The 21756-nt window shown below is 59.5% G+C and carries 22 protein-coding genes; 8 read left to right on the top strand and 14 right to left on the bottom strand.

Annotated elements, in window-relative coordinates; translation table 11 throughout:
* The first annotated feature begins 6 nt into the window (after positions 1 to 6).
* Positions 7 to 327, top strand: a complete 321-nt coding sequence (locus BN1123_RS05750) for a hypothetical protein (protein WP_082037480.1) — start codon at positions 7 to 9, stop codon at positions 325 to 327.
* A 53-nt stretch (positions 328 to 380) separates the two neighbouring features.
* On the opposite strand, the gene BN1123_RS05755 is transcribed toward BN1123_RS05750, so the two are convergent.
* From BN1123_RS05755 to rpsF, 4 genes are all read right to left on the bottom strand, one after another.
* Positions 381 to 1124: a ferredoxin--NADP reductase gene (locus BN1123_RS05755; protein WP_042025827.1), complete on the bottom strand. Its 744-nt coding sequence runs from the start codon at positions 1122 to 1124 to the stop codon at positions 381 to 383.
* Positions 1125 to 1224: 100 nt separating this feature from the next.
* Complete coding sequence (rplI, locus tag BN1123_RS05760) at positions 1225 to 1671, bottom strand: 50S ribosomal protein L9 (RefSeq protein ID WP_026456575.1); 447 nt, start codon at positions 1669 to 1671, stop codon at positions 1225 to 1227.
* A gap of 52 nt (positions 1672 to 1723) precedes the next feature.
* Positions 1724 to 1954 carry a 30S ribosomal protein S18 gene (rpsR, locus tag BN1123_RS05765; RefSeq protein WP_005308890.1) on the bottom strand — a complete coding sequence of 77 codons (231 nt, stop codon included), beginning with the start codon at positions 1952 to 1954 and terminating at the stop codon, positions 1724 to 1726.
* A gap of 30 nt (positions 1955 to 1984) precedes the next feature.
* Complete coding sequence (gene rpsF, locus BN1123_RS05770; RefSeq protein WP_026456576.1) at positions 1985 to 2371, bottom strand: 30S ribosomal protein S6; 387 nt, start codon at positions 2369 to 2371, stop codon at positions 1985 to 1987.
* Positions 2372 to 2608: 237 nt separating this feature from the next.
* Here rpsF and BN1123_RS05775 point away from each other — a divergent pair, with 237 nt between their 5' ends.
* Positions 2609 to 3832: an Nramp family divalent metal transporter gene (locus tag BN1123_RS05775; RefSeq protein ID WP_042025828.1), complete on the top strand. Its 1224-nt coding sequence runs from the start codon at positions 2609 to 2611 to the stop codon at positions 3830 to 3832.
* A gap of 67 nt (positions 3833 to 3899) precedes the next feature.
* A complete protein-coding gene (locus BN1123_RS05780; protein ID WP_082037477.1) occupies positions 3900 to 4793 on the top strand; it encodes an alanyl-tRNA editing protein in 894 nt (297 codons plus the stop codon).
* A 100-nt stretch (positions 4794 to 4893) separates the two neighbouring features.
* Here the strand turns inward: BN1123_RS05780 and hupA are convergent, their stop codons facing one another.
* Positions 4894 to 5166, bottom strand: coding sequence for a nucleoid-associated protein HU-alpha (gene hupA / locus BN1123_RS05785; RefSeq protein WP_005340484.1), 273 nt, complete (start codon positions 5164 to 5166; stop codon positions 4894 to 4896).
* A gap of 328 nt (positions 5167 to 5494) precedes the next feature.
* Between hupA and BN1123_RS05790 the strand changes: the two genes are divergently transcribed.
* Entirely contained in the window at positions 5495 to 5977 is a 483-nt protein-coding gene (locus tag BN1123_RS05790; RefSeq protein ID WP_042025829.1) for an Rsd/AlgQ family anti-sigma factor, read from the top strand.
* A gap of 98 nt (positions 5978 to 6075) precedes the next feature.
* Positions 6076 to 6456, top strand: coding sequence for a PilZ domain-containing protein (locus BN1123_RS05795; RefSeq protein ID WP_026458689.1), 381 nt, complete (start codon positions 6076 to 6078; stop codon positions 6454 to 6456).
* Between the two features lie 66 nt (positions 6457 to 6522).
* Here the strand turns inward: BN1123_RS05795 and radA are convergent, their stop codons facing one another.
* Entirely contained in the window at positions 6523 to 7890 is a 1368-nt protein-coding gene (gene radA, locus BN1123_RS05800; RefSeq protein ID WP_042025830.1) for a DNA repair protein RadA, read from the bottom strand.
* 100 nt (positions 7891 to 7990) lie between these two features.
* On the opposite strand from radA, the gene BN1123_RS05805 reads away from it, so the two are divergent.
* Positions 7991 to 10369, top strand: a complete 2379-nt coding sequence (locus tag BN1123_RS05805) for a PilZ domain-containing protein (RefSeq protein WP_042025831.1) — start codon at positions 7991 to 7993, stop codon at positions 10367 to 10369.
* A 103-nt stretch (positions 10370 to 10472) separates the two neighbouring features.
* Here the strand turns inward: BN1123_RS05805 and BN1123_RS05810 are convergent, their stop codons facing one another.
* Complete coding sequence (locus tag BN1123_RS05810; protein ID WP_042025832.1) at positions 10473 to 11378, bottom strand: alpha/beta fold hydrolase; 906 nt, start codon at positions 11376 to 11378, stop codon at positions 10473 to 10475.
* Positions 11379 to 11439: 61 nt separating this feature from the next.
* Positions 11440 to 12447 (bottom strand): phosphoserine phosphatase SerB, encoded by a 1008-nt coding sequence (serB, locus tag BN1123_RS05815; RefSeq protein WP_042025834.1) that lies wholly within the window; start codon positions 12445 to 12447, stop codon positions 11440 to 11442.
* A gap of 119 nt (positions 12448 to 12566) precedes the next feature.
* Between serB and BN1123_RS05820 the strand changes: the two genes are divergently transcribed.
* Together BN1123_RS05820 and BN1123_RS05825 are read left to right on the top strand one after the other, a co-directional pair.
* Positions 12567 to 13187: an AhpA/YtjB family protein gene (locus tag BN1123_RS05820; RefSeq protein WP_042025835.1), complete on the top strand. Its 621-nt coding sequence runs from the start codon at positions 12567 to 12569 to the stop codon at positions 13185 to 13187.
* Between the two features lie 55 nt (positions 13188 to 13242).
* Positions 13243 to 15489: a sensor domain-containing diguanylate cyclase gene (locus BN1123_RS05825; protein WP_042025836.1), complete on the top strand. Its 2247-nt coding sequence runs from the start codon at positions 13243 to 13245 to the stop codon at positions 15487 to 15489.
* Between the two features lie 60 nt (positions 15490 to 15549).
* Here BN1123_RS05825 and deoD read toward each other — a convergent pair whose 3' ends face one another.
* The 6 genes from deoD to BN1123_RS05855 form a co-directional block, all read right to left on the bottom strand.
* Complete coding sequence (gene deoD / locus BN1123_RS05830; RefSeq protein WP_005340471.1) at positions 15550 to 16266, bottom strand: purine-nucleoside phosphorylase; 717 nt, start codon at positions 16264 to 16266, stop codon at positions 15550 to 15552.
* 78 nt (positions 16267 to 16344) lie between these two features.
* The gene (locus tag BN1123_RS05835) at positions 16345 to 17553 is read right to left on the bottom strand and encodes a phosphopentomutase (protein ID WP_042025837.1); all 1209 of its coding nucleotides are present in this window, start codon (positions 17551 to 17553) and stop codon (positions 16345 to 16347) included.
* A 14-nt stretch (positions 17554 to 17567) separates the two neighbouring features.
* Complete coding sequence (gene deoA / locus BN1123_RS05840) at positions 17568 to 18899, bottom strand: thymidine phosphorylase (RefSeq protein ID WP_026458151.1); 1332 nt, start codon at positions 18897 to 18899, stop codon at positions 17568 to 17570.
* A gap of 106 nt (positions 18900 to 19005) precedes the next feature.
* Positions 19006 to 19779, bottom strand: coding sequence for a deoxyribose-phosphate aldolase (gene deoC, locus BN1123_RS05845; protein ID WP_042025838.1), 774 nt, complete (start codon positions 19777 to 19779; stop codon positions 19006 to 19008).
* Positions 19780 to 20169: 390 nt separating this feature from the next.
* Positions 20170 to 20340 (bottom strand): XapX domain-containing protein, encoded by a 171-nt coding sequence (locus tag BN1123_RS05850; protein ID WP_005340467.1) that lies wholly within the window; start codon positions 20338 to 20340, stop codon positions 20170 to 20172.
* A gap of 124 nt (positions 20341 to 20464) precedes the next feature.
* The gene (locus BN1123_RS05855; RefSeq protein WP_042025839.1) at positions 20465 to 21739 is read right to left on the bottom strand and encodes a NupC/NupG family nucleoside CNT transporter; all 1275 of its coding nucleotides are present in this window, start codon (positions 21737 to 21739) and stop codon (positions 20465 to 20467) included.
* Between the last annotated feature and the right edge of the window lie 17 nt (positions 21740 to 21756).

Genomic DNA, 21756 nt, shown 5'->3' on the forward strand with positions numbered 1-21756 from the left:
AAAACCATGTTCAACAAAGGTGCCCTGCTGCTCTCCCTGCTGCTGGCTAATGGGGTCGCCTTTGCCGCCCCTCCCCACTCCAAGGACGGCGATGGCATCCGGATTTCCACCGACAATGTGAAGCTGAACGTCGACTGGGATGACAAGGAGTACGACTGGTGGCAGAACAACTGCCTGGATCTCGGCATCGGCGACAGCCGCATCAAGCTCAACTGCGACAAGATGGATGGCAAGTACCGGGATCACTACAACCGCAGCATTCACAGCGGCAACAACCCGGGTCAGGGGCACGACAAGTTCAAAGACAAAGGCAACAAGAAGCACTGACCTGTGTATCGCATCTATGAAACAGGGGCCCAAGGCCCCTGTTTTCATGTTGCCTACCAGTAGTTTTCCGCACTGATGTTGCCTGGCGCGCGCCGCAGGTTCTTGGCAAGCCCCAATCCCAGCAGGGTCTGTTGGGTCTCCTTCACCATCGCGGGATTCCCGCAGATCAGCACCTGACTGAACTCGGGTGAAAAATCGAGACCAACCCGTGCTTGCAGCTGACCATCACTAATGGCGGTAGGGATCCGCCCGGCCATCGCCCCCGACCACTCTTCCCGGCTGACGAAAGGCACATAACGAAAACGCGCCCCGTAACGCTCGCCAAAACTGGCGATAAGCGGCTGATAGCTCAGCTCTTCCCCTTTCCTCACCCCGTGCACCAACACCAGACTCTCGAAACGGGAGAATGCTTCCCCATCCGCCAGCATGGAGAGAAAGGGTCCGATGGCGGTCCCGGTGGAGAGCAACCAGAGATCGCGGCCAGCAGGCACTTCATCCAGAGTCAGGAAACCGGTGGCCTGAGACTGCACTAGCAAATTATCGCCTACCTGCAAGGAGCCCAGAGAGGGGGTCAACTCTCCGCTCGGGATCTCGACAAAATAGAATTCATGATAAGGCGAGGAAGGGGGATTGACGAAGGAGTAGGCTCGCTGGATGCGCCTCTCGCCCTGCTCGAGGGCCAGCTTGGTGAATTGCCCTGCCTCGTAGGGGGCAAGCTCTGCCGCCACGCGCAGGGAAAACAGGGTGGGTGTCCATTCGATGCGTTCAATGACGCGCCCTTCAACCCAGGCTGCCATAAGGATCTCCTCCAGAGGAACAGATCTTCACTCTACCCCCGGGCCCCAAAATAAAAAACCCGCGCATTTGCGCGGGTTTTTCTGCAACAGCGAATCGCTATTACAGGGCAACAACCTGAAGCTGTACGGTTGCTTTAACGTCAGCGTGCAGCTGAACGGCAACTTCGTACTCGCCAGTGTTGCGCAGAACGTTGCCCATGCGGACTTCGCTCTTGGCAACGGCTACGCCGGCAGCAGTGATGGCTTCAGCCACGTCACGGGTACCGATGGAACCGAACAGTTTACCTTCGTCACCAGCTTTGGAAGCGATAACAACGGCAGCCAGTTCACCCAGCTTGGCAGCGCGCTCTTCGGCAGCAGCTTTGTTGGCAGCCAGTTTGGCTTCCAGCTCAGCGCGACGAGCACCGAAGGCTTCGATGTTGGCCTTGGTGGCCATAACAGCTTTGCCTTGCGGGATCAGATAGTTACGGGCATAACCAGCTTTCACGGAAACTTGGTCACCCAGACCGCCCAGTTTGGCGATTTTGTCGAGCAGGATAACTTGCATTACCTTTCCTCTATAAATTTCGTTGAGTTAGGCTTAAGCGCCGGACCGATTCTTACTTGTTGTGCAGATCGGTGTACGGCAGCAGAGCCAGGTAACGAGCACGCTTGATGGCGCGTGCCAGCTGACGCTGATACTTGGCGCGGGTACCGGTGATACGGCTCGGTACGATCTTGCCAGATTCAGTGATGTAGTTTTTCAGAGTAACGATATCTTTGTAGTCGATCTCGGTAACGTTCTCGGCGGTGAAGCGGCAGAACTTACGACGACGGAAATAACGTGCCATGGCCTTTATCCTCTAGTCAGTGATCCAGAATTACTCTTCGGAAGCAGCTTCAGTAGCTTCTTCGCGGCGCTCGTCGTCACGACGGGAGAAGCGCTCTTCTTTGGCCTTGGCCATCGGAGAAACTTCGGTCACGGCGTGCTTGGTGCGCATGATCATGTTGCGGATAACGGCATCGTTGAAGCGGAAGCTGGTTTCCAGCTCATCGATAACGGCTTGCTCTGCTTCTACGTTCATCAGAACGTAGTGGGCTTTGTGCAGTTTGTCGATCGGGTAAGCCAGCTGACGACGGCCCCAATCTTCCAGGCGATGAATGGTACCACCGGAGGTGGTGATGGCGCCGGTGTAACGCTCGATCATGCCGGGTACTTGCTCGCTCTGGTCCGGATGAACCATGAAGACGATTTCGTAATGACGCATTTTAGCTCCTTACGGATTAATTCAGCCTCCGCCCAGGTGCAGCCAGACCTCGGAGGCAAGGAACATAAAGGTGTTTAGTCGCTGCTTTTCTAGGGCGGCATATTGTACGAAATCGCGCCCGTCACTGCAACTCACCGCCTCAAATGTTTTTCCCTATTGGTATGATACAAAACATCAATTGATAATGGTTATCATTTAGATCTATTCTTTCTCCATATCCTTATGGAGGCTGATGCCATGCAACCCGCACTGACCACGGCCATTCCGGCCAGCAAATTCAAGCTGACCCTGCTCGGGCCGGCCTTTATCGCCGCCATCGGCTACATAGATCCCGGCAACTTCGCCACCAATATCCAGGCGGGATCCACCTTCGGCTATCAACTGCTGTGGGTGGTAGTGTGGGCCAATCTGATGGCCATGGTGGTGCAGACCCTGTCGGCCAAGCTCGGCATCGTCACCGGCAAGAATCTGGCGGAACACATTCGCGACAAGCTGCCCAAGCCGGCAGTCTGGGCTTACTGGGTGCAGGCTGAGATTATCGCCATGGCCACCGATCTGGCCGAATTCATCGGCGCAGCGGTCGGCTTCAAGCTGCTGCTCGGGGTCACCCTGCTGGAAGGCGCCTGCATCACAGCCGTGCTCACCTGGGGCATCCTGATGCTGCAATCTCGCGGCCAGAAGCCGCTGGAATTCGTGGTCGGCGGTCTGCTGCTGTTCGTGGCGGCCGCTTACATCGTCGAGCTGGTGTTCTCCCGTCCCCATCTGCCGAGCCTGCTGGAAGGCGCTCTCTTCCCCGGGCTGCCCAACGGTGACGCCGTCTATCTGGCAGCCGGCGTACTGGGGGCGACCGTCATGCCCCACGTCATCTATTTGCACTCGGCGTTGACCCAGCACACCCAGGATCGGGGCTCGGTCACCCAGCGGCTGCACACCACCCGGGTCGATGTGGCCATTGCCATGACCATCGCCGGCTTCGTCAATCTGGCGATGATGGCGATGGCGGCCGCCGCATTCCACAGCTCTGGCCACCAACAGGTCGCGGAGCTTGAATCCGCTTACCAGACCCTGACGCCACTATTGGGACAAGCTGCTGCGACCCTGTTTGGTCTGTCACTGGTGGCGTCCGGCATCTCCTCCACCGTGGTCGGAACCCTGGCAGGCCAGGTGGTGATGCAGGGCTTCGTACGCTTTACCATCCCGCTCTGGCTGCGACGCGCCATCACCATGGCCCCCGCCTTCGTGGTGATCGCCATGGGGCTCAACACCACCGAGATCCTGGTACTGAGCCAGGTGATCCTGAGCTTCGGTATCGCACTGGCCCTGATCCCGCTGTTGATGCTGACCGGCGATCGGGCACTGATGGGCGAGCATCGCAACCACCCCGTCACCCAGGCGCTCGGGCGCCTCATTGTGGCTCTGGTGATAGGGCTCAATGCCTATCTGCTGGTCGCCATGATCTAGCACTCATCATCCTGCCTCCGGACCGGCTCATTAACCGAGGTTAATGAGCCGGTCTGCGCTTTGACGTATGCTGGCGGCTCTCTTCCTCTTCGATCTGCGGGAGCCATCCATGTCACATACCCGAGCCAGCTTCGTGCTGGGCCACCATCAGGAGCAGGCCAGCGTCATCTGCTGCCAGAGCGGCGACACCAGCCTGCTGGTCACCGACCTCACCCCCTTTCATCCCCAGAGCCACCTCTGGCCCGATCAGCCGGGTGACGTGGGCACAGTGCGCTGGGAGGGTGGCGAAGCGGCCGTCGGCCCCTGCCGCATGGGGGCCATCAGCCCGGATGGGGAGCTGTTCGTCGACCAGGCGATCCCGGTCAAGCGGGGCGCGGAAGGGTGGCGTTTCGTGGTGGTGCACCCGCTGGCTGGCCACTGTGCGCTACCGGTGGGCAGTCAGGTGACGCTGCAAGTGGATGCCGAGGCCCGTCACGCCCTGAGCCTGGGTCACAGCGGCTGCCACCTGGCGGCACTGGCGCTCAACCGGGCGTTGATGCCTTACTGGCGCAAGGAGGTGACCGAGCGGGATGCGCTGGAGCAGCCGGATTTCGACCGTCTCGCCATCCAGACCTCGCGGGTCGAGCCCAATGGCTCGCGCGAGCAGTACCGGATCGGCAAGAGCCTGCGCAAGAAGGGAGTCAACGGTGAGGCTCTGCTGACCGACCTCGCCCATATTGAAGCCAGTATCAACCAGCAGCTGGGCAAGTGGTTGGCCGTTGGTGGCAGAATCCGCCGCAGCCGGGCTGGCGAGGCGATCATCGATTCGCGCTACTGGCACTGCACACTGGATGGGCAAGAGGTCACTATCCCTTGCGGGGGAACCCATGTCGCCGATCTGGCCGAACTCGGGGAGGTTACTGTGCAGCTGGCACCTTCAGACGAGGGGTTCATCATGATCAGCTGGGTCTGTCCCCCATAAGGTGAGCCGATCCGGCTAGAAGGCGCTATTTCACGGGGGCAGATAAAAACAATGCCAGTCAGCAAGCTGACTGGCATTGGACAGAATTGGACTTTCGGACTTACTTGACAGCGTCTTTCAGAGCCTTGCCAGCCACAAATGAAGGCACGTTGGCAGCAGCAATCTGGATCTCTTTACCAGTTTGCGGGTTGCGACCGGTACGGCCAGCACGGTGGGTGACCTTGAAGGTGCCAAAACCAACCAGTTGCACAGCGTCACCTTCTTTCAGGCTCTGGGTAATACCATTGATGATCTCTTCCAGAGCCACTTTGGCCTGAGCCTTGCTCAGATCTGCTTTGGCGGCAATTGCATCGACAAGTTGAGCTTTGTTCATAACATTTCCTTTATGATCGGGCATTTAGCGCTGGGTCACTCTATGCAAAAAAAAACGCCCAGGCAAAGGCTTTATCGACCAGGAGACGTTAAACGCTGGGGTTTTCATCAAGATCTGCGGAAATAGTCACATTACACATGCCAAAAAGCGCGGACAGGCCTGAAACCTGCTAGCCCTGCCAACACGGGTCGTCTGATTCTTCACCAATGCACAATATCCGGGCAAGCCTATTGACGGTCGGACAGATTTTCCATAGTTATAGGTGAGGTCACGGCTCAAACGGCTTGGGAGTCCCATCAATCGCCCAGCCTTGTCCCATGGAGGGATTATGTTGACGAAACTGGAACAGACCAAACAGGCGCTGGCAGGCAAACATAAGGCAATCGACGACTGGCTGGATGAAAGGCAAGCCTTGCTGGTCGAATACATGAGGCTGGCCGGCCTCACCCCGGCGCGCGCCAAGCAACGCTGCCTGCCCAAACCAGAAGAACTGCAGCACTTCTGTGACAAGTTGGTCGATTACGTCAGTGCAGGTCATTTCGAGATTTATCACCACGTTGTCACCGCCTTCGAACAGGCCAGCGGAGAGACCCTGGAGCTGGCCAAACGCATCTACCCCCACATCCGCACCAGCACCGAGTTCGCCCTCGAGTTCAACGACAAGTACAGTGAAGCCGACGAAGCGCAGTTGCTGCTGCTGGATGAAGACCTCAACCAGTTGGGTCCGGTGCTTGAGGAGCGATTCAAGCAGGAGGATCGCCTGGTCAAGGCGCTGCATATAGTGGAATCTTTGAGTGCCCAGCAGGCCTGAGCCCATTTTTGGAGCAAGTTCAAGATACTGGCGGTCAAGGTCGATTACACTCAGAACAGTGACCCAGCGTCTACAGCAATTGCATACAGGAGATGAGCATGTCTGAGCGCCGCCGTTTTGCACGGATCCTCTATTTGACCACGGCTGAACTAACTCAAGGGGAAGAGAAGTGGCAGACTCAGCTGGTCGACGTCTCCTTGCAGGGTGCTCTGCTGATAAGGCCCGATGACTGGGAAGAGCATGACAACAAGGAATACCAGATAAGTTTTGTCCTGAGTGGCAGCGACATCGAGATAAAGATGCAAGTCGAATTGACCCATACTGCCAGCAAGAAGCTGGGTTTCTACTGCCATCACATCGATATCGACAGCGCCACCCACCTCAAGCGGATGATTGAACTCAACGTGGGTGATGAAGAACTGCTCCACCGGGAACTGGAGCAACTGCTAAGCGAGCACCTTGAGCACAACCAGCCTTGATGGCAGAGCCGTTCCGACAATAAAAAAGAGCGCCAAAGCGCTCTTTTTTATTGTGATTCAATATGGTTACAAGGCTTCCAGCGCATCGGCCAGCTTCTTCACCGGCACCACTTCCATCCCCTCGATGGGATGCTTGGGGGCGTTGGCGTGGGGCACGATGGCGCGGCGGAAGCCATGTTTGGCTGCCTCCTGCAATCGCTCCTGGCCGGACGGTACCGGACGGATTTCGCCGGATAGCCCCACCTCCCCGAAAACCACCAGATCCTTGGGCAGCGCCTGATCGCGGAAACTGGAAACCATGGCCAGCAGCAGGGCCAGATCCGCACTGGTCTCTTCGACCTTGACGCCCCCAACCACGTTGATGAACACATCCTGATCCGCCATCTGCAAGCCACCGTGGCGATGCAGCACCGCCAGCAGCAGTGCGAGACGGTTGTGATCCATCCCCACCGCCACCCGGCGCGGGTTGGAGAGCTGGGAATAATCCACCAGCGCCTGCAGTTCCACCAGCAGGGGACGGGTTCCCTCCCAGATCACCATGACGATGGAACCTGGGGCCTGCTCTTCACCGCGGCTAAGGAAAATGGCGGAAGGGTTGCTGACTTCCCGCATCCCCTGCCCGGTCATGGCAAACACGCCGAGCTCGTTGACCGCCCCGAAGCGATTCTTGTGGGAGCGCAGGGTGCGAAAACGGGAGTCGTGCCCCCCGTCCAGCAGCACGGAACAGTCGATGCAATGTTCCAGCACCTTGGGGCCCGCCAGGGTGCCATCCTTGGTGACATGGCCCACCATGAAGATGGCCACGTGGTTTTGCTTGGCATAGCGGGTCAACAAGGCGGCCGCTTCCCGCACCTGGGAGACAGAACCCGGCGCCGACTGGACATCTGCCACATGCATCACCTGGATGGAGTCGATGACCATGATCTGGGGCTGTTCCTGCTGGGCGATCAGGCAAATTTGCTCGACGCTGGTTTCCGAGAGCATGCGCAGCTTGTCGGTGGGAAGCCCCAGGCGGTTGGCACGCATGGCCACTTGCTGCAGAGACTCCTCCCCGGTGACATACAGGGTCTTCATGCGCTCCGCCAGGCCGCACATGGTCTGCAGCAGCAGGGTGGACTTGCCCGCCCCCGGATTGCCGCCTATCAAAATGGCCGATCCCGGCACCACACCGCCACCGAGCACGCGGTCCAGCTCCTTGAAACCTGAGGTAAAACGGGGAATTTCAGTGGTGGCTATCTCTGCCAATGTCTGAACCTGGCTGCCGATGGCACCGGCATAACCGGTGTAACGGGCGCTCTTGCCAGCGGGCGTCATCGAGCCGAGGCGCACCTCGGTGATGGTATTCCACTCCTTGCACTCGCTGCATTGGCCTTGCCAGCGTGTGAAGTCGGCACCACATTCGGAACATACATAAGCAGTTTTATTTTTAGCCATTGATAACTCGGGGACAGGATGAATTCCTGCTTGATATACTTGTTTGCGACCCACAGATCAAACCCAGAATCGGAAAAATGGATTTCCGTGGCAGGAACACATGGATTCAGCGCATCAGCAACATCTGATTGAACAACTCGTCCCCTTGCTGCGGGAGAAGGATTTCGAAGAGATCTTCAACCGCCTGACCCAGGAGGAAAACAGCAACAGCCGTTTTCTGATCAAAATGGAGCTCAAACGCAAATGCTCCCCCTGCCGCAGGGTCATCGACATGCGCGACGAGCTGGGGGACGAGTGCCAGGTGCACGAGTTTGAGGGGATCACCCACTTCATGCCCGCCGAGGCGGCAGGCTTGTTCCAGTCCCAGTGTTATCTCTATCGCGACATCTATACCCTGGGTGTCTATGAAGCCATGCAGCAGTGGCTGCGGCAACACCATGCCCGCTCAGACAGCCAGCTCACCCCTCCCGCAAGCCCTTTCCGGCAATACGATGTCAACACCATCTCCTTTGCCAGTTATTACGGCCGCCGTCAGGAGCGGATGCACTTCAGCTCCCCCCTGCTGATCAAGTTTCAGGATGGTGAAAAGTTGTTTGCCAAAAGCTCGGATCTGTCGCTGGGGGGAATGCGCGTCTCCGTACCCTATCTGCCCAACTACCTGACCGGAGCCCAGGTGGAGGTCTTCTTCACCGGACTGGAACGGGACAATCCCAACCCCGTCCTGCACCAGCCCGTCAGCTACCAGATCCTCGGCGAGGAGAGCAAGGAGGGGAAGTACTGGCTGCGTCTGGTACGCACCGGTGAACACTCCGCCTTCGATACCTTCCTTGAGGAGTTCATCGAAGCCAACAAGGCACGTTACCGGGTCAGTGTCGACTATCTGCTCTCCGCCGCCATCATCAAGGGGTATGAGCAGTTCTACCTGCCACGCATGACCGGCATGCCGCTGTTTTTCGGCAAGGGAGACAGCCCGTCTCTGGAAATCGCCCTGCGTACCGAGAACAACCAGCACCTGCTGGAGTACTGGCGAGACGAGAAAAACCGCGACACCCTGGCGAGTCTGTTCTACGCCGAACGGATGAAGCAGCTCTGTCCCCCGTCGGGCTCCACCAGCGAAACCCTGATCTACGCCTTCACCCATACGGTACGCAGCCATATCTACTTCTTCTCGGCGAGCGCCGAGGAGCTGCAGCAAAGCGGCCTGAAATCCCTGTTCTTCCAGGTGGGCTCACGGCGGCCCAGCTGGCGGGTCTACAAGTTCACCCTGGAGGCATGCGACCTGGTTGAGGCGGATATCGGTCAACTGCAGGGGCAGGACAACCCGCAACTACAGGACATATTGCTGACCGAGCGGCTCAAACAGATTGGCTACGTCGGCCTGCTGCAGGACATTACCCAGGAGTCCCAGCGCGACGAGTTCCGCCCGCAGGAGACACTCAACGAGAATGCCAACGAGCTGCACTGCTATGCTCACGACCAGAAAGCGGCCCCGTTCGAAATCGAAACCCTGCACTATGTCCAGCTTCGCAAAGAGTTGCGCTACATCCACAAGACGGCGGTTGCCATCCATCACAAGGGCAAATCCTGGCTGGGCTGGACTCGGGACATCTCGACCCACGGCCTGCAGATAGAGCTGGAAGAGGCCTTCGACGGCGAAAAGAATGATGTGGTGACCATAGCGCTGCCCCGTCTGCAGGAGCTCTCCAAGAGCATGGATCTGCAGCGTCTCTCCTACCGTCTGGTCAGCCTCAACACGACCCGCACCGTGCTGCATCTGTGTATCGAAGGTGACTCGGATCGCCACACCGGCCGCCAGTTCTTCAGCCTGCTGATAGAGAGCAACCAGAACAAGCTCAAGGCAGCGCAGGAGCAGCGGCGTTACCGGGGGCTGGCACGGGCGCTTCGCAACATCTATACCCATCACCTGTTCAACTCGCCGGTCTATATCAACAAGCTGAAAGGCGCCCCCAAACCGGCATCAATCGGCAAATCGCTGCAACCACGCAGCCTTCACCAGCTGCTTGAGGCCTGTGCTGAATTGCCGGACCAGGACAACCTCTATCCTCTGTTTCAGGGGGGGCTGCTCAAGGAGTTGCTGATGAACCCGCTGCGGGCCATAGAGCGGGAAGACAAACCGAAGGAAGATGAGGTCTACATCGCCTGCGAGCAGACCAATACCGGCCTCCCGGTGTTTGACAGCCGGCTGGCCAGCAGTTTTGCCAGCGCGCAGGAGAAGCGCGCCTTCATCGAGCTGGCGCTAAAGAGAGGGGAGTTCTATTCGGTACTGGTCGGTATCTCCCGTACCGGACGCCCCGATACCAACTTCATCGCCAACGAGCTCGACTACATCGCCAAGTTCGCCATCCACAAGGCGCGCAAGCTGGAAGAGGAGTTGTGGAGCGTGGTCGGCGTTGGCGAGCTGACCGATACCACCCGGGCCACGCTGTTCCGCCTTGGCATTGCGTCCCCCAGCCACTAAACGCTCATACAGGCGAGCCAGTTAACTCCGGACATCGCTCAGGCAAATCGGCAAGCAACCAATGGCGGGCACAAGCCCGCCATTGTTTCATTCCCGGCCTTCATCAAGCCGCCTGCGGGTCCTGCAACCACGCCAGGATCTGGGGGAAGTGATCCTCCTGAGCCTGTGGCGCCGTCAGCATGTTGATATGGTCATAGTCGAGGCGATTGCCGTTGTCCCGCCCCAGCCGGGTGTGACGCGCCACCAACCCCATCTCGTCACTGAAGCGGCGCACATCGGTGGGATGTCCCAGCACCTTGTCGGCCTTGGCCGAAATCATCCAGAGCGGTGGCCAGTTCACCCGGGCCGCAGCCTCGTCATAGGCAAAGCCATCGTGGGGATCCAGCCAGGGGCCGCATTTGACCCAGGGAATGGTTTCCTGCAGGTAGCGCAGCGGCTCGTCATCGGCACCTATCTTCAGATTACGCGCCGCCAGAAAACCGCGGCGCCTGGCCAACCAGGGGGCCAGCCGGTTCCAGATCAGATCCACTTTCAGCCAGCGCTCCGGATTTTGTACCGAGACGCCCCGCTTGGTGCCGAAAAACAGCAGACTGGCCACCTGCCGGGCCAATTCGGGAAAACGGACCAGGGTCGAAGCCATGATGACGCCGCCCCAGGAGTGAGCGACCCAGTGCACCTTGAAGCCTGAATGGCGCTCGGCCACCCAGCGGTGCAACGCGGGCAAATCCTCGGAGATCAGTTCATGCTGGCCATGGCCGGCCTGCTCGGCGATGGCTGGCGTACTCAGGCCACGGCCCCGCAGATCGGCCACATAGACCTGATAGCCGTGACGGGCCAGGAAACAGGCCAGTCCCTTGCCCGATTCGGTGTAGAAGATCCGGCCATTCTCGATGGCGCCGTGCACCATCAGGATCGGCTCGCCATGCACGGCGATGCCCGGCTGGATATGGCGAACATGCAGTTGATGTTCGCCACAGGGAATAAACAGAGATTGTTGCATCAGCTCCATGTGACTGTTACGTCCTCCATGACGTAGGGAGCGGTGTACCACCGCCCTGACATAAGGGATATCAGCGACTCCAGCGACGATCGCGACAGGCCAGCGCGCCCAGCAGACAGATCACCCCTTCCAGATCGTGATGATTGAGGGTCGCGGCAGCCTCGACCCGCACCAACGGCTTGGCGTGAATGGCAATACCCAGCCCGGCAACCCCCATCATCTTGAGATCGTTGGCGCCATCGCCGATGGCCACTGTTTGGGATGCGGGCACACCAAACTCCTGCGCCAGCTGCTGCAACACCTCCGCCTTGACGCCGGCATCCACAATACGACCGCTGACCTGGCCGGTCAGCCGTTCCCCTTCCACCGCCAGCTCGTTGGCGAAGATGGCATCCAGCCCCAGCGCCCGTTGTAGCTCGCCGGCAAAACGGGTGAATCCGCCCGAGGCGATCGCCACCTTCCAACCAGCCTTCTTCAGGGTATCCACCATCAGTTGCAGTCCCGGCATCCAGGGCATGTCGGCAGCCACCTCGTCGAGAATGGCGACGGGAGCACCTGCCAGCAGGGCGACCCGGTTGCGCAGGCTGTCGGCAAACTCCAGCTTGCCCTGCATGGCGGCGGCCGTTACGGCAGCTACCTGTTCCCCGACACCGGCCAGCCGGGCTATCTCGTCAATGCATTCGATGCGAATGGCGGTAGAGTCCATGTCCATCACCAGCAAGCCGGGTTCGCTCAGGGTCGGCAATGCTGGCAGATGACAGAGATCGATGTCCCACTCTTCCTGTTTGAGCTGCATCACCAGCTCCTGGCTGAAACGTGCCGTGCCAAGCAGCATGAGCGGCACACCCGCCACTTCGGCCGGCGGATAGAGGCTGGCCTCCATCCCATTAGCCGCCAGCAAGGTTGCCACCCTGGCCAGATGAGCGGGGCCCAGTCCCTTACCAAACAGCACCAGCCAGGCGGCCGACAAGGGCACGCTCGCAGGCTGCAAGGTCTCGCCTTCCAGCTGCCAGCAGGAAGAGTGAGACAACAGCGCAGGCCAATCGGACAACAATGGGGGGAGCTGGGACAACAACATAGGGGGTACGCCTTCCTTGGTGATCTGGGGGTTAATAGTGCCGGCCCAGAGTAGCGTATTGCTTTTTGTACAGGCAAGCGCCAAGATCCCGCCACTCCTAGTCATCATGAGGCCTCGGCTTGCAGCGTCATCTTCCCATCAAACGTGTTCTCAGTCTGGGCGCCGGTATTTTGCTCGGATGCTGGGTGCTGGGCGTGCTCATCCATATGCAGGGCGAAAGCCAGGCTGCCCTGCACAGCGAAGCACGCAACCGTGCCCAGGCACTGGTGGCCTATGCGGCTCGCGACATGAAACGCTGGCTCAAGGAAGATAAAACCGGCGAACTGGAGCGGCTGGCCCGGGATCTGGCGGCCGAGCCGGAGATCCTCGATGTCACTCTGTACGATGCCCGCGGCATTCCTCTCGCCCAGTCGGAACAGGCCATGCCACTGGAGAGCCTGCTGCCCATCGGCAGTGACAACAAGTCGGTGCCGGAACAGGGTAAGGGACGCACCCAATACGTGCAGGAGATCCTGGATGGTGATCAAACCCTCGGCTACCTGCGCATCACCCTGGAAGAGCAGCAGTTGCTGGCGGACAAGGACACCCGACTCAAGGTAACGCAGGAGAAACAACGGCTGATGCTGTTGGTGGCCCTGCTGGCAGGCCTGCTCCTCTCCTACGGGGTGCGTCGCAACTATATGCGGGTTCGCAAGCACAAGAAGAAGAGCAAACCGGTCGATCCACCGCAAGGTGAGTAGACCCTATTGGTAACCTTGTATATAACCATGGCAATACCAACAGCAGGAGCGCTGCATGATTGCCCCCCCTCTGCCACTGGATGAGAAGAGTCGACTGGAGCGACTGCGCATCCTTGGCCTGCTCGACCGGGAACCCATCGATCAACTGGATCGCTTGACCCGCCTCATCACCCGACACTTCTCGCTGCCAATTGCCATGGTCTCCCTGACCGATGTGGATCGGCAGTGGTTCCTCTCCAAAAGCGGAGTGGAGATGTGCGAGATCAGCCGGGAACACTCCTTCTGCGGCCACGCCATCCTGCGTCCCGACATCATGCAGGTGCCCGATGCCAGGCGTGACCCGCGCTTCGCCGACAATCCGCTGGTGACAGAAGCGCCCCACGTAGTCTTCTATGCCGGCCGTCCGCTGCGGGCCCTCGACGGCGTGGTGCTCGGCACCCTCTGCCTGGTCGACCAGCACCCCCGCCAACTCGACCAGGCCCAATGTCAGGATCTGGACGACTTCGGGCGCCTGGTGGAGAACACCCTGCACGATCTGGAGCGACGCCATCAGGTACGCAGTCTGAACCAGATACTGGAAGACAAGGAACACCTCTTCACTCTCACCTTCAACCAGTCCTCGGTCGGCATGGCCCTCTCCTCCCTTGAGGGACAGTGGTTGCGGGCCAACCCGGGGCTGGAGAGACTGCTTGGCTACAGCGAACAAGCGATGCTCGGGCTCACCTGGCATGACATGACTCATCCCGAAGATCTGGTCCGGGAGCTCCCCCTGTTTGAAGCGCTGATCGCGGGAAGGCGCCAGGACTATCGGCTGGAGAAGCGGATGATCCGCGCCGATGGCTCCCTGTGCTGGGTACAACTCAGCGTTGCCCTGTGCGAGAGCCGTACCGTGGCCCCCCATATGATCGCCGTGTTCGCCGATCTCAGCGAACGCAAGCAGGCCGAAGCCGAGCTGCTCACCCTGCAGCAAGGGCTGGAGCAGCAGGTGCGCGAACGTACTCACGAACTGTCGGAAACAGTGGTGCAGTTGCATCGGGAAATGAACGAACGCTGCGCCGTGCAGCAACGCCTGTGGCGAGAGCAGCGGCGCCTGCAGCATATGCTGGAGCACACCAGCAATGCCTTTCTCGAGCTCGATGAGGCACTCACCATCACCGGCTGGAACCCTGCCTCCACCACCCTGCTTGGCTGGCAAGCCGAAGAGATGCTGGGTCAGCCCCTGGCTCGCCTGCTTGAAGAGAATCATCCCCTGTTCACCCAGCTGCCGCTTTCCGGCGATCAGCCGCGGCGTCTGGAGTGCGACATCCACATCCGTGATGGGAGGCGTCTCCCGGTCGAGGTGATTGCCGAGCGTTACCGCTTCGATGACAAGGTTCGCCTGGCCCTTTTTCTGCACGACATCACGGCCCGTCGCCGGGTGCAGGCCGAAATCGAGCGTGGCCGGGCCCGGCTGCGCGCCATCACCGACGGCCTGCCTGTCACCATCAGCATGGTGGCACCGAACGGTCGCTATCTGTTCGCCAATCAGGCTTACTGTCGCTACTTCGGGCTGGCTTCCGATTTGCTGTTTGGCACGAGCCTGCGAGACAGCATGGGTGAAACCAGCTATCAGCGCGCCCAAGCCTATCTCGAGCGCGCACAGGCCGGCGAGCAACTCAGCTTCGAGTCCCGCTTTACACTACCCATCGGAGAGCGAGATCTGCGCATCACCATGATCCCGAGTCGCAGCGATGAACAGGGCGTCTATATCCTCGGCACCGACATCACCGAGTACAAGGCATTGCAGGCTCAGCTTGAGCACGAGGCGGCCCACGATCCCCTCACCGGGCTGCCGAACCGGCGTGCCTTCACCCTGCGCCTAGCCCGCGAACTGGAGCGAGTACATTACAGTGCGGAGTCGCTCGGTCTGCTGTTTCTCGACCTGGACGGTTTCAAGCAGATCAATGATCGGCTGGGCCATCACGTCGGCGATGCCTTGCTGCAACGCTTCGCCAGCGTGCTGACATCGGAAGTCCGCCCCGGCGACATGGTGGCTCGTCTTGCCGGCGACGAGTTCACCGTCGTACTGCCCGCCCTGCACCATCCCGAACAGGAGCTGCCCGCCCTGTGCGATCGCTTGCTGGCCGCCATGGCCGTGCCCGCCGATGTCGCGGGCCATCAGCTTTCCCTTGCCGGCAGCATAGGCGGGGCACTCTGCCGCTCGGGTCGGCACTCCCGGATCGATGATCTGCTGAATCGAGCCGATGCCGCCATGTACCAGGCCAAACAGGCCGGCAAGGGACGCTTCGTACTCGACCTCTAACCCCTGCTTCAGAAATGCAAAAAGGCGGCCCGAAGGCCGCCTTTTTCATACGCGAGGGAATTACTTGTCGCCCAGCAGGACGGAATCCAGCGCGATTTCGATCATGTCGTTGAAGGTCAGCTGACGCTCTTCGGAAGTGGTCTGCTCACCGGTACGGATATGGTCGGAGACGGTGCAGATGGTCAGTGCCTTGGCACCATACTCTGCTGCTACGCCGTAGATACCGGCAGCTTCCATCTCGACACCCAGGATGCCGTATTTTTCCATGACGTCGAACATGGAGGGGTCCGGGGTGTAGAACAGGTCGGCGGAGAAGATGTTGCCTACGCGCACGGCCACGCCCTTGTTCTTGGCGGCCTGTACGGCATTGGCCACCAAGTCGAAGTCGGCGATGGCGGCGAAGTCGTGATCCTTGAAGCGCAGACGGTTCACCTTGGAATCGGTGCAGGCACCCATACCGATCACTACGTCACGCAGTTTCACATCTTCACGCACGGCGCCACAGGAGCCCACGCGGATCAGGGTTTTCACACCGTAGTCGGTGATCAGCTCTTTTGCGTAGATGGAGCAGGACGGGATACCCATGCCGTGACCCATGACGGAGATACGACGGCCCTTGTAGGTACCGGTGAACCCGAACATGTTGCGCACGTCGCAGATCTGCTCGACGTTCTCCAGGAAAGTCTCGGCGATGTACTTGGCACGCAGGGGGTCGCCCGGCATCAGTACGGTATCTGCAAACGCACCATCTTTCGCATTGATATGAGGAGTTGCCATTCTCTTGATTCCTTCACACTGGGTTGAGTTTTATTGTCTTTATTGGTTTGCCCGCCGCCGAGGCGGCGGGCGGGTAACTTACAGGAAGCTGGTACCGTATGCCAGCTTGGGCAGACCATGGTAGGCCGCGATGCTCTGGCCGATGTCGGCGAAAGTGTCGCGACGGCCGACGCTGCCAGCCTTGACCGGCTTGCCGTAGCACAGCACCGGAATGTATTCACGGGTGTGGTCGGTGCCGCTCCAGGTCGGATCGCAACCGTGGTCAGCGGTCAGCACCACCACGTCACCATCCTGCATCAGCTCGAACAGCTCCGGCAGACGGGAGTCGAAATACTCCAGTGCATCGGCGTAGCCCTTCACGTCACGGCGGTGACCATAGGAGGAGTCGAAGTCCACGAAGTTGGTGAAGACGATGGTGTTGTCACCGGCGGCCTTCACCTCTTCCAGGGTGCGATCCCACAGCTCGGTCAGGCCGGTGCCCTTCACCTGCTTGGTGATGCCCTGCTGAGCATAGATGTCGGCGATCTTGCCGATGGAAACCACCTGGCCACCCGCTTCTTTCATGTAGTCCAGCACGGTCGGTGCCGGCGGCAGCACCGAGTAGTCGTGACGGTTGCCGGTGCGCTTGAAGTTCCCCTTGCCACTGCCCACGAACGGACGGGCGATAACACGGCCGATGTTGTAGGGCTCCAGCAGCTCGCGCACGATGTGGCACAACTCATAGAGCTTCTCAAGGCCGTAGGTCTCTTCGTGGCAGGCAATCTGGAACACGGAGTCGGCAGAGGTGTAGAGGATCGGCTTGCCGGTGCGCATGTGCTCTTCGCCCAGGTCGTCCAGCACCTGGGTGCCGGAGGCGTGGCAGTTGCCCAGATACCCGGGCAGACCGGCCTTCTCGACAATGGCGTCCAGCAGCTCCTGCGGGAAGCTGTTCTGGTGATCCTTGAAGTAGCCCCACTCGAACAGCACGGGCACACCGGCGATCTCCCAGTGACCGGACGGGGTGTCCTTGCCGGAGGAGAGCTCCTGGGCGAAACCGTAGGCACCGACCACCTCGATGTCCTTGTTCAGACCCGCCGGGAAGGTGCCGGAAGCGAGTTCACCCGCGTGGCCCAGACCCAGCTTGTTGAGGTTCGGCAGGTTGAGCGGGCCACGGCCCTCGATCTCGCCGGAGGCACAGGCTTTGGCGATATGGCCAAGGGTGTTGGCGCCCACATCTCCGAACTTGTCGGCATCGGCGGCAGCGCCAATACCGAAAGAGTCCATCATCAGAATAAAGGTACGTTTCATGGGACTTCCCCTTGTTACAAATCAGCCAGACCGATGCGACGGTAGACCTCGGGCAGCGCCTCTGGTCGGGTGTCACCGATCTTGACGGCTGCCTGCACCATGCCGGCAGCCTGAGCGAATTGCTCTTCAGTTTGAGCGTGGATCAGGGCGAGCGGCTTGTCTGCATCGACGCTCTGACCCAGGCGAATAAAGTCGGTCAGACCGACCGCGTAATCGAGTTTGTCGCCGGCTGCGCGGCGACCGCCGCCCATGGCGACCACAGCCAGGCCCAGTTCACGGGTGTCCATGGCGGTGACGAAACCGGCGTTGGCTGCGTAAACCGGGCGCACGATGGCAGCCTTGGGCAGGTAAGCGTCATAACGCTCCATGAAGTCGGACGGGCCACCCAGACCGGTCACCATGCGGCCGAAGATCTCGGCCGCCTTGCCGTTGTCCAGCACTGCCTGCAGCTTGGCGCGGGCATCGACATCATTGCTGGCAAGCCCGGCAGAGATCAACATCTCGGTACACAGGGCCATGGTTACTTCGTGGATCCGCGGATTGCGGTATTCACCGGTCAGGTAGCGCACCGCCTCGCGTACTTCCACCGCGTTGCCGGCGCTGGAGGCCAATACCTGGTTCATGTCGGTCAGGAGCGCAGAGGTACGGCAACCGGCCCCATTGGCCACGGCGACGATGCTTTTCGCCAGCTCTTCGGATGCCTCAAAGGTCGGCATGAAGGCACCTGAGCCCACCTTGACGTCCATCACCAGCGCTTCCAGCCCGGAGGCGAGCTTCTTGGAGAGGATGGAGCCGGTGATCATGGCGATGGATTCGACGGTGGCTGTGATGTCGCGTACCGCATAGATACGCTTGTCGGCAGGGGCCAGATCGCCGGTCTGGCCGATGATGGCCACCCCCGCCTCTTTCACCACCTTCAGGAAACGGTCGTTGTCGACCGAGGTCTGGTAGCCCGGGATGGCATCTAGCTTGTCCAGGGTACCGCCGGTGTGGCCCAGACCACGGCCAGAGATCATAGGTACGAAACCGCCGCAGGCCGCGACCATGGGGCCAAGCATCAGGGAGACGACATCACCCACACCACCGGTGGAGTGCTTGTCGACGATGGGGCCGCCCAAGTTCAGATGATCCCAGGTCAGCACCATGCCAGAGTCGCGCATGGCGCAGGTCAGGGCAACCCGCTCATCCATGGTCATATCCTGGAAATAGACTGCCATCGCCAGTGCCGCGATCTGACCCTCGCCGATGGTATTGTTGGTAATGCCCTGAACGAAGAATTGAATCTCTTGGGTACTGAGCGCTTCGCCGTTGCGCTTCTTGCGAATAATTTCTTGAGGCAAAAACATCTTTCATTCCCTCCGCCATGACTGGCGTTACAAAAGCCGGACGCCCTGCCACAGGCCATGTGGCCGGGCATAACAGGGCGAGCCGGGCTCGCCCTCTCGGGTCAACTTAGTAACCGCTGGTGTTGGCCGGCTTTTCGCCGTGACCCAGGGTCGCCAGCAGGCTGGCCAGCAGGCTGGAGGCACCGAAGCGGAAGGTTCGGGCGGATACCCAGTCCTTGCCCAGGATCTCTTCGGCCATGGCGAGGTACTGACCCGCAACAGCCGCGTCTTTTACGCCACCGGCAGGCTTGAAGCCCACTTTCGGGTTCTTGGCCTTGATCACTTCCATCATGATGCGCGCCGCTTCCGGGGTCGCATTGACCGGCACCTTGCCGGTGGAGGTCTTGATGAAGTCGGCACCGGCATCGATACAGATCTCGGAAGCGCGACGGATCAACGCCTCTTCCTTCAACTCGCCGGTCTCGATGATCACTTTCAGCAGCACATCGGCGCCACAGGCTTCCTTACAGGCTTTGACCAGATCGAAACCAATCTGTTCATTGCCCGCCATGAAGGCGCGGTACGGGAACACCACGTCCACTTCGTCGGCACCGTAAGCGACGGCGGCGCGGGTTTCGGCCACGGCGATCTCGATATCGTCGTTGCCATGGGGGAAGTTGGTCACGGTCGCAATGCGCACGTCGGCAGCGCCGATGTCACGCAGGGTCTTGCGAGCGATGGGAATGAAACGGGGATAGATACAGACGGCGGCGGTCAGACCAGCCGGAGACTTGGCCTTGTGACACAGGTCGATCACTTTCTGATCGGTGTCATCGTCGTTCAGGGTAGTCAGGTCCATCAGGTTCAGGGCGCGCTGGGCGGCCAGTTTCAGATCAGTCATTCTGTTCTCCAAAGTCTCTAAGTAGTCCGGATCCCGGGGCAAAGGCCCGCTTGTTGCAACGCAACCGGCAAGACTCGACTCCCAAGGATACGGGAATGGAATTACAGCGCGTATGCAGAGGCATAGCTGGCTGCAAATAAGGCAAGAGCCCTGTCACTTTCTTACAAAAGTGCGGACTTGGTTCCATGAAGACTTGAGAAAGGCCGACAACATCTGACCCGACTTCCCAATCAATTCCATTTGACCGCCAACACCCGATTTCATCGGGCATTAGTCAATGCCAGCACCCTGCTGGCAATGCCTATTTCAGCCGAGATACCCCGTGTTTGCAAGCCGGATTTGCCATTTTCAGAGGTATCTCACATCTGGCAAACCCTGGTAGAAAAAGCCTTACGAGAAGAAACGGGTGAGGATCCAGGAGTAGGCTAAGCCACCCAGATAGACCCCCACGATCCCCATCACCCCGGACAAGACCGGCGGCGCAGGAATGGGCAATTTGAGGAAAGAAAACAACAAGCCAACGATAAAGCCGGCCACCATCGCCAGTAGCACTTCATTCATAAAACCTCCGATTTGACTCATTTTATTATTAGTTTAGATAGGAAAACGGTTGTCACCGCCCCATACACAAACGCCACGGCAGATGCCGTGGCGTTTGTGTTTATACCTGTCTGGTCAGGCGATATTACATGCCGGACAGCGCCAGGAAGAAGCCTGCAATAGTGGCAGACATCAGGTTGGACAGAGAGCCGGCCAGTACGGCTTTCAGACCAAATCGTGCAATGGTGCCGCGGCGGTTCGGTGCCATGGACCCCAGACCACCCAGCAGGATGGCAACAGAGGAGAGGTTGGCAAAGCCGCACAGAGCGAAGGAGATGATGGCCTTGGTGTGATCGGACATGGCAGCACCATTGATCAGCAGCTCATCTTTCAGGTACGGAGCAAAGTTCAGGTACGCCACGAATTCGTTCACCACCAGCTTCTGGCCGATGAAGGAACCGGCAACCACGGCTTCGTTCCAGGGCACACCGATCAGGAAGGCCAGCGGGGAGAAGATCCAGCCCAGAATAAGCTCCAGAGAGAGCTCGGGCATGCCAAACCAGCCACCCACACCAGAGAAGATACCGTTGATCATGGCGATCAAGCCGATGAACGCCAGCAGCATGGCACCTACGTTCAGGGCCAGTTGCATACCGGCAGAGGCACCGGCAGCGGCAGCGTCGATCACGTTGGCCGGCTTGTCATCCAGCTCGGCATCGGCGGCGCTTTCATCGTAGTTCGGGGTCTCGGTCTCGGGCACCAGCAGTTTGGCGAACAGCAGACCACCCGGAGCAGCCATGAAGGATGCGGCAATCAGGTACTCCATCTTGACGCCCATGGAAGCGTAACCGGCCAGTACGGAGCCGGCTACGGAAGCCAGACCACCACACATGACGGCAAACAGCTCGGAGTCGGTCATCTTGGAGATGTAAGGACGAACTACCAGCGGGGCTTCAGTCTGGCCCACGAAGATGTTGGCAGTAGCAGAGAGGGATTCGGTGCGGGAGGTACCCAGCACTTTCTGCAGGCCACCGCCCAGCAGCTTGATCACCACCTGCATGATGCCCAGATAATAGAGCACTGCGATCAGGGAAGAGAAGAAGATGATGACCGGCAGAACACGGAAAGCAAACACGAAGCCACCGCCGCCGAATACTTCAAACATCTTGTTGCTGACCAGACCACCGAACAGGAAGTCGATGCCGTTCTGGCCATAGCTGATCACACTGGATACGGCGTCGGATACGCCCACCAGAATATCGCGACCTACCGGTACATAGAGCACGAAAGCACCCAGACCGGCTTGAATTGCGAACGCACCCAGTACAGTACGTACGTTAATTGCCTTGCGATTGCTGGAGAACAGCACCGCGATAAGGACGAGCGTTGCCATCCCCACCAGACCCATGATTAAGCTCATTATTATCTTCCTCTAGT

Origin of the sequence: Aeromonas enteropelogenes (genome assembly GCF_000819845.1) — a bacterium.
Lineage (GTDB): Bacteria > Pseudomonadota > Gammaproteobacteria > Enterobacterales > Aeromonadaceae > Aeromonas > Aeromonas enteropelogenes.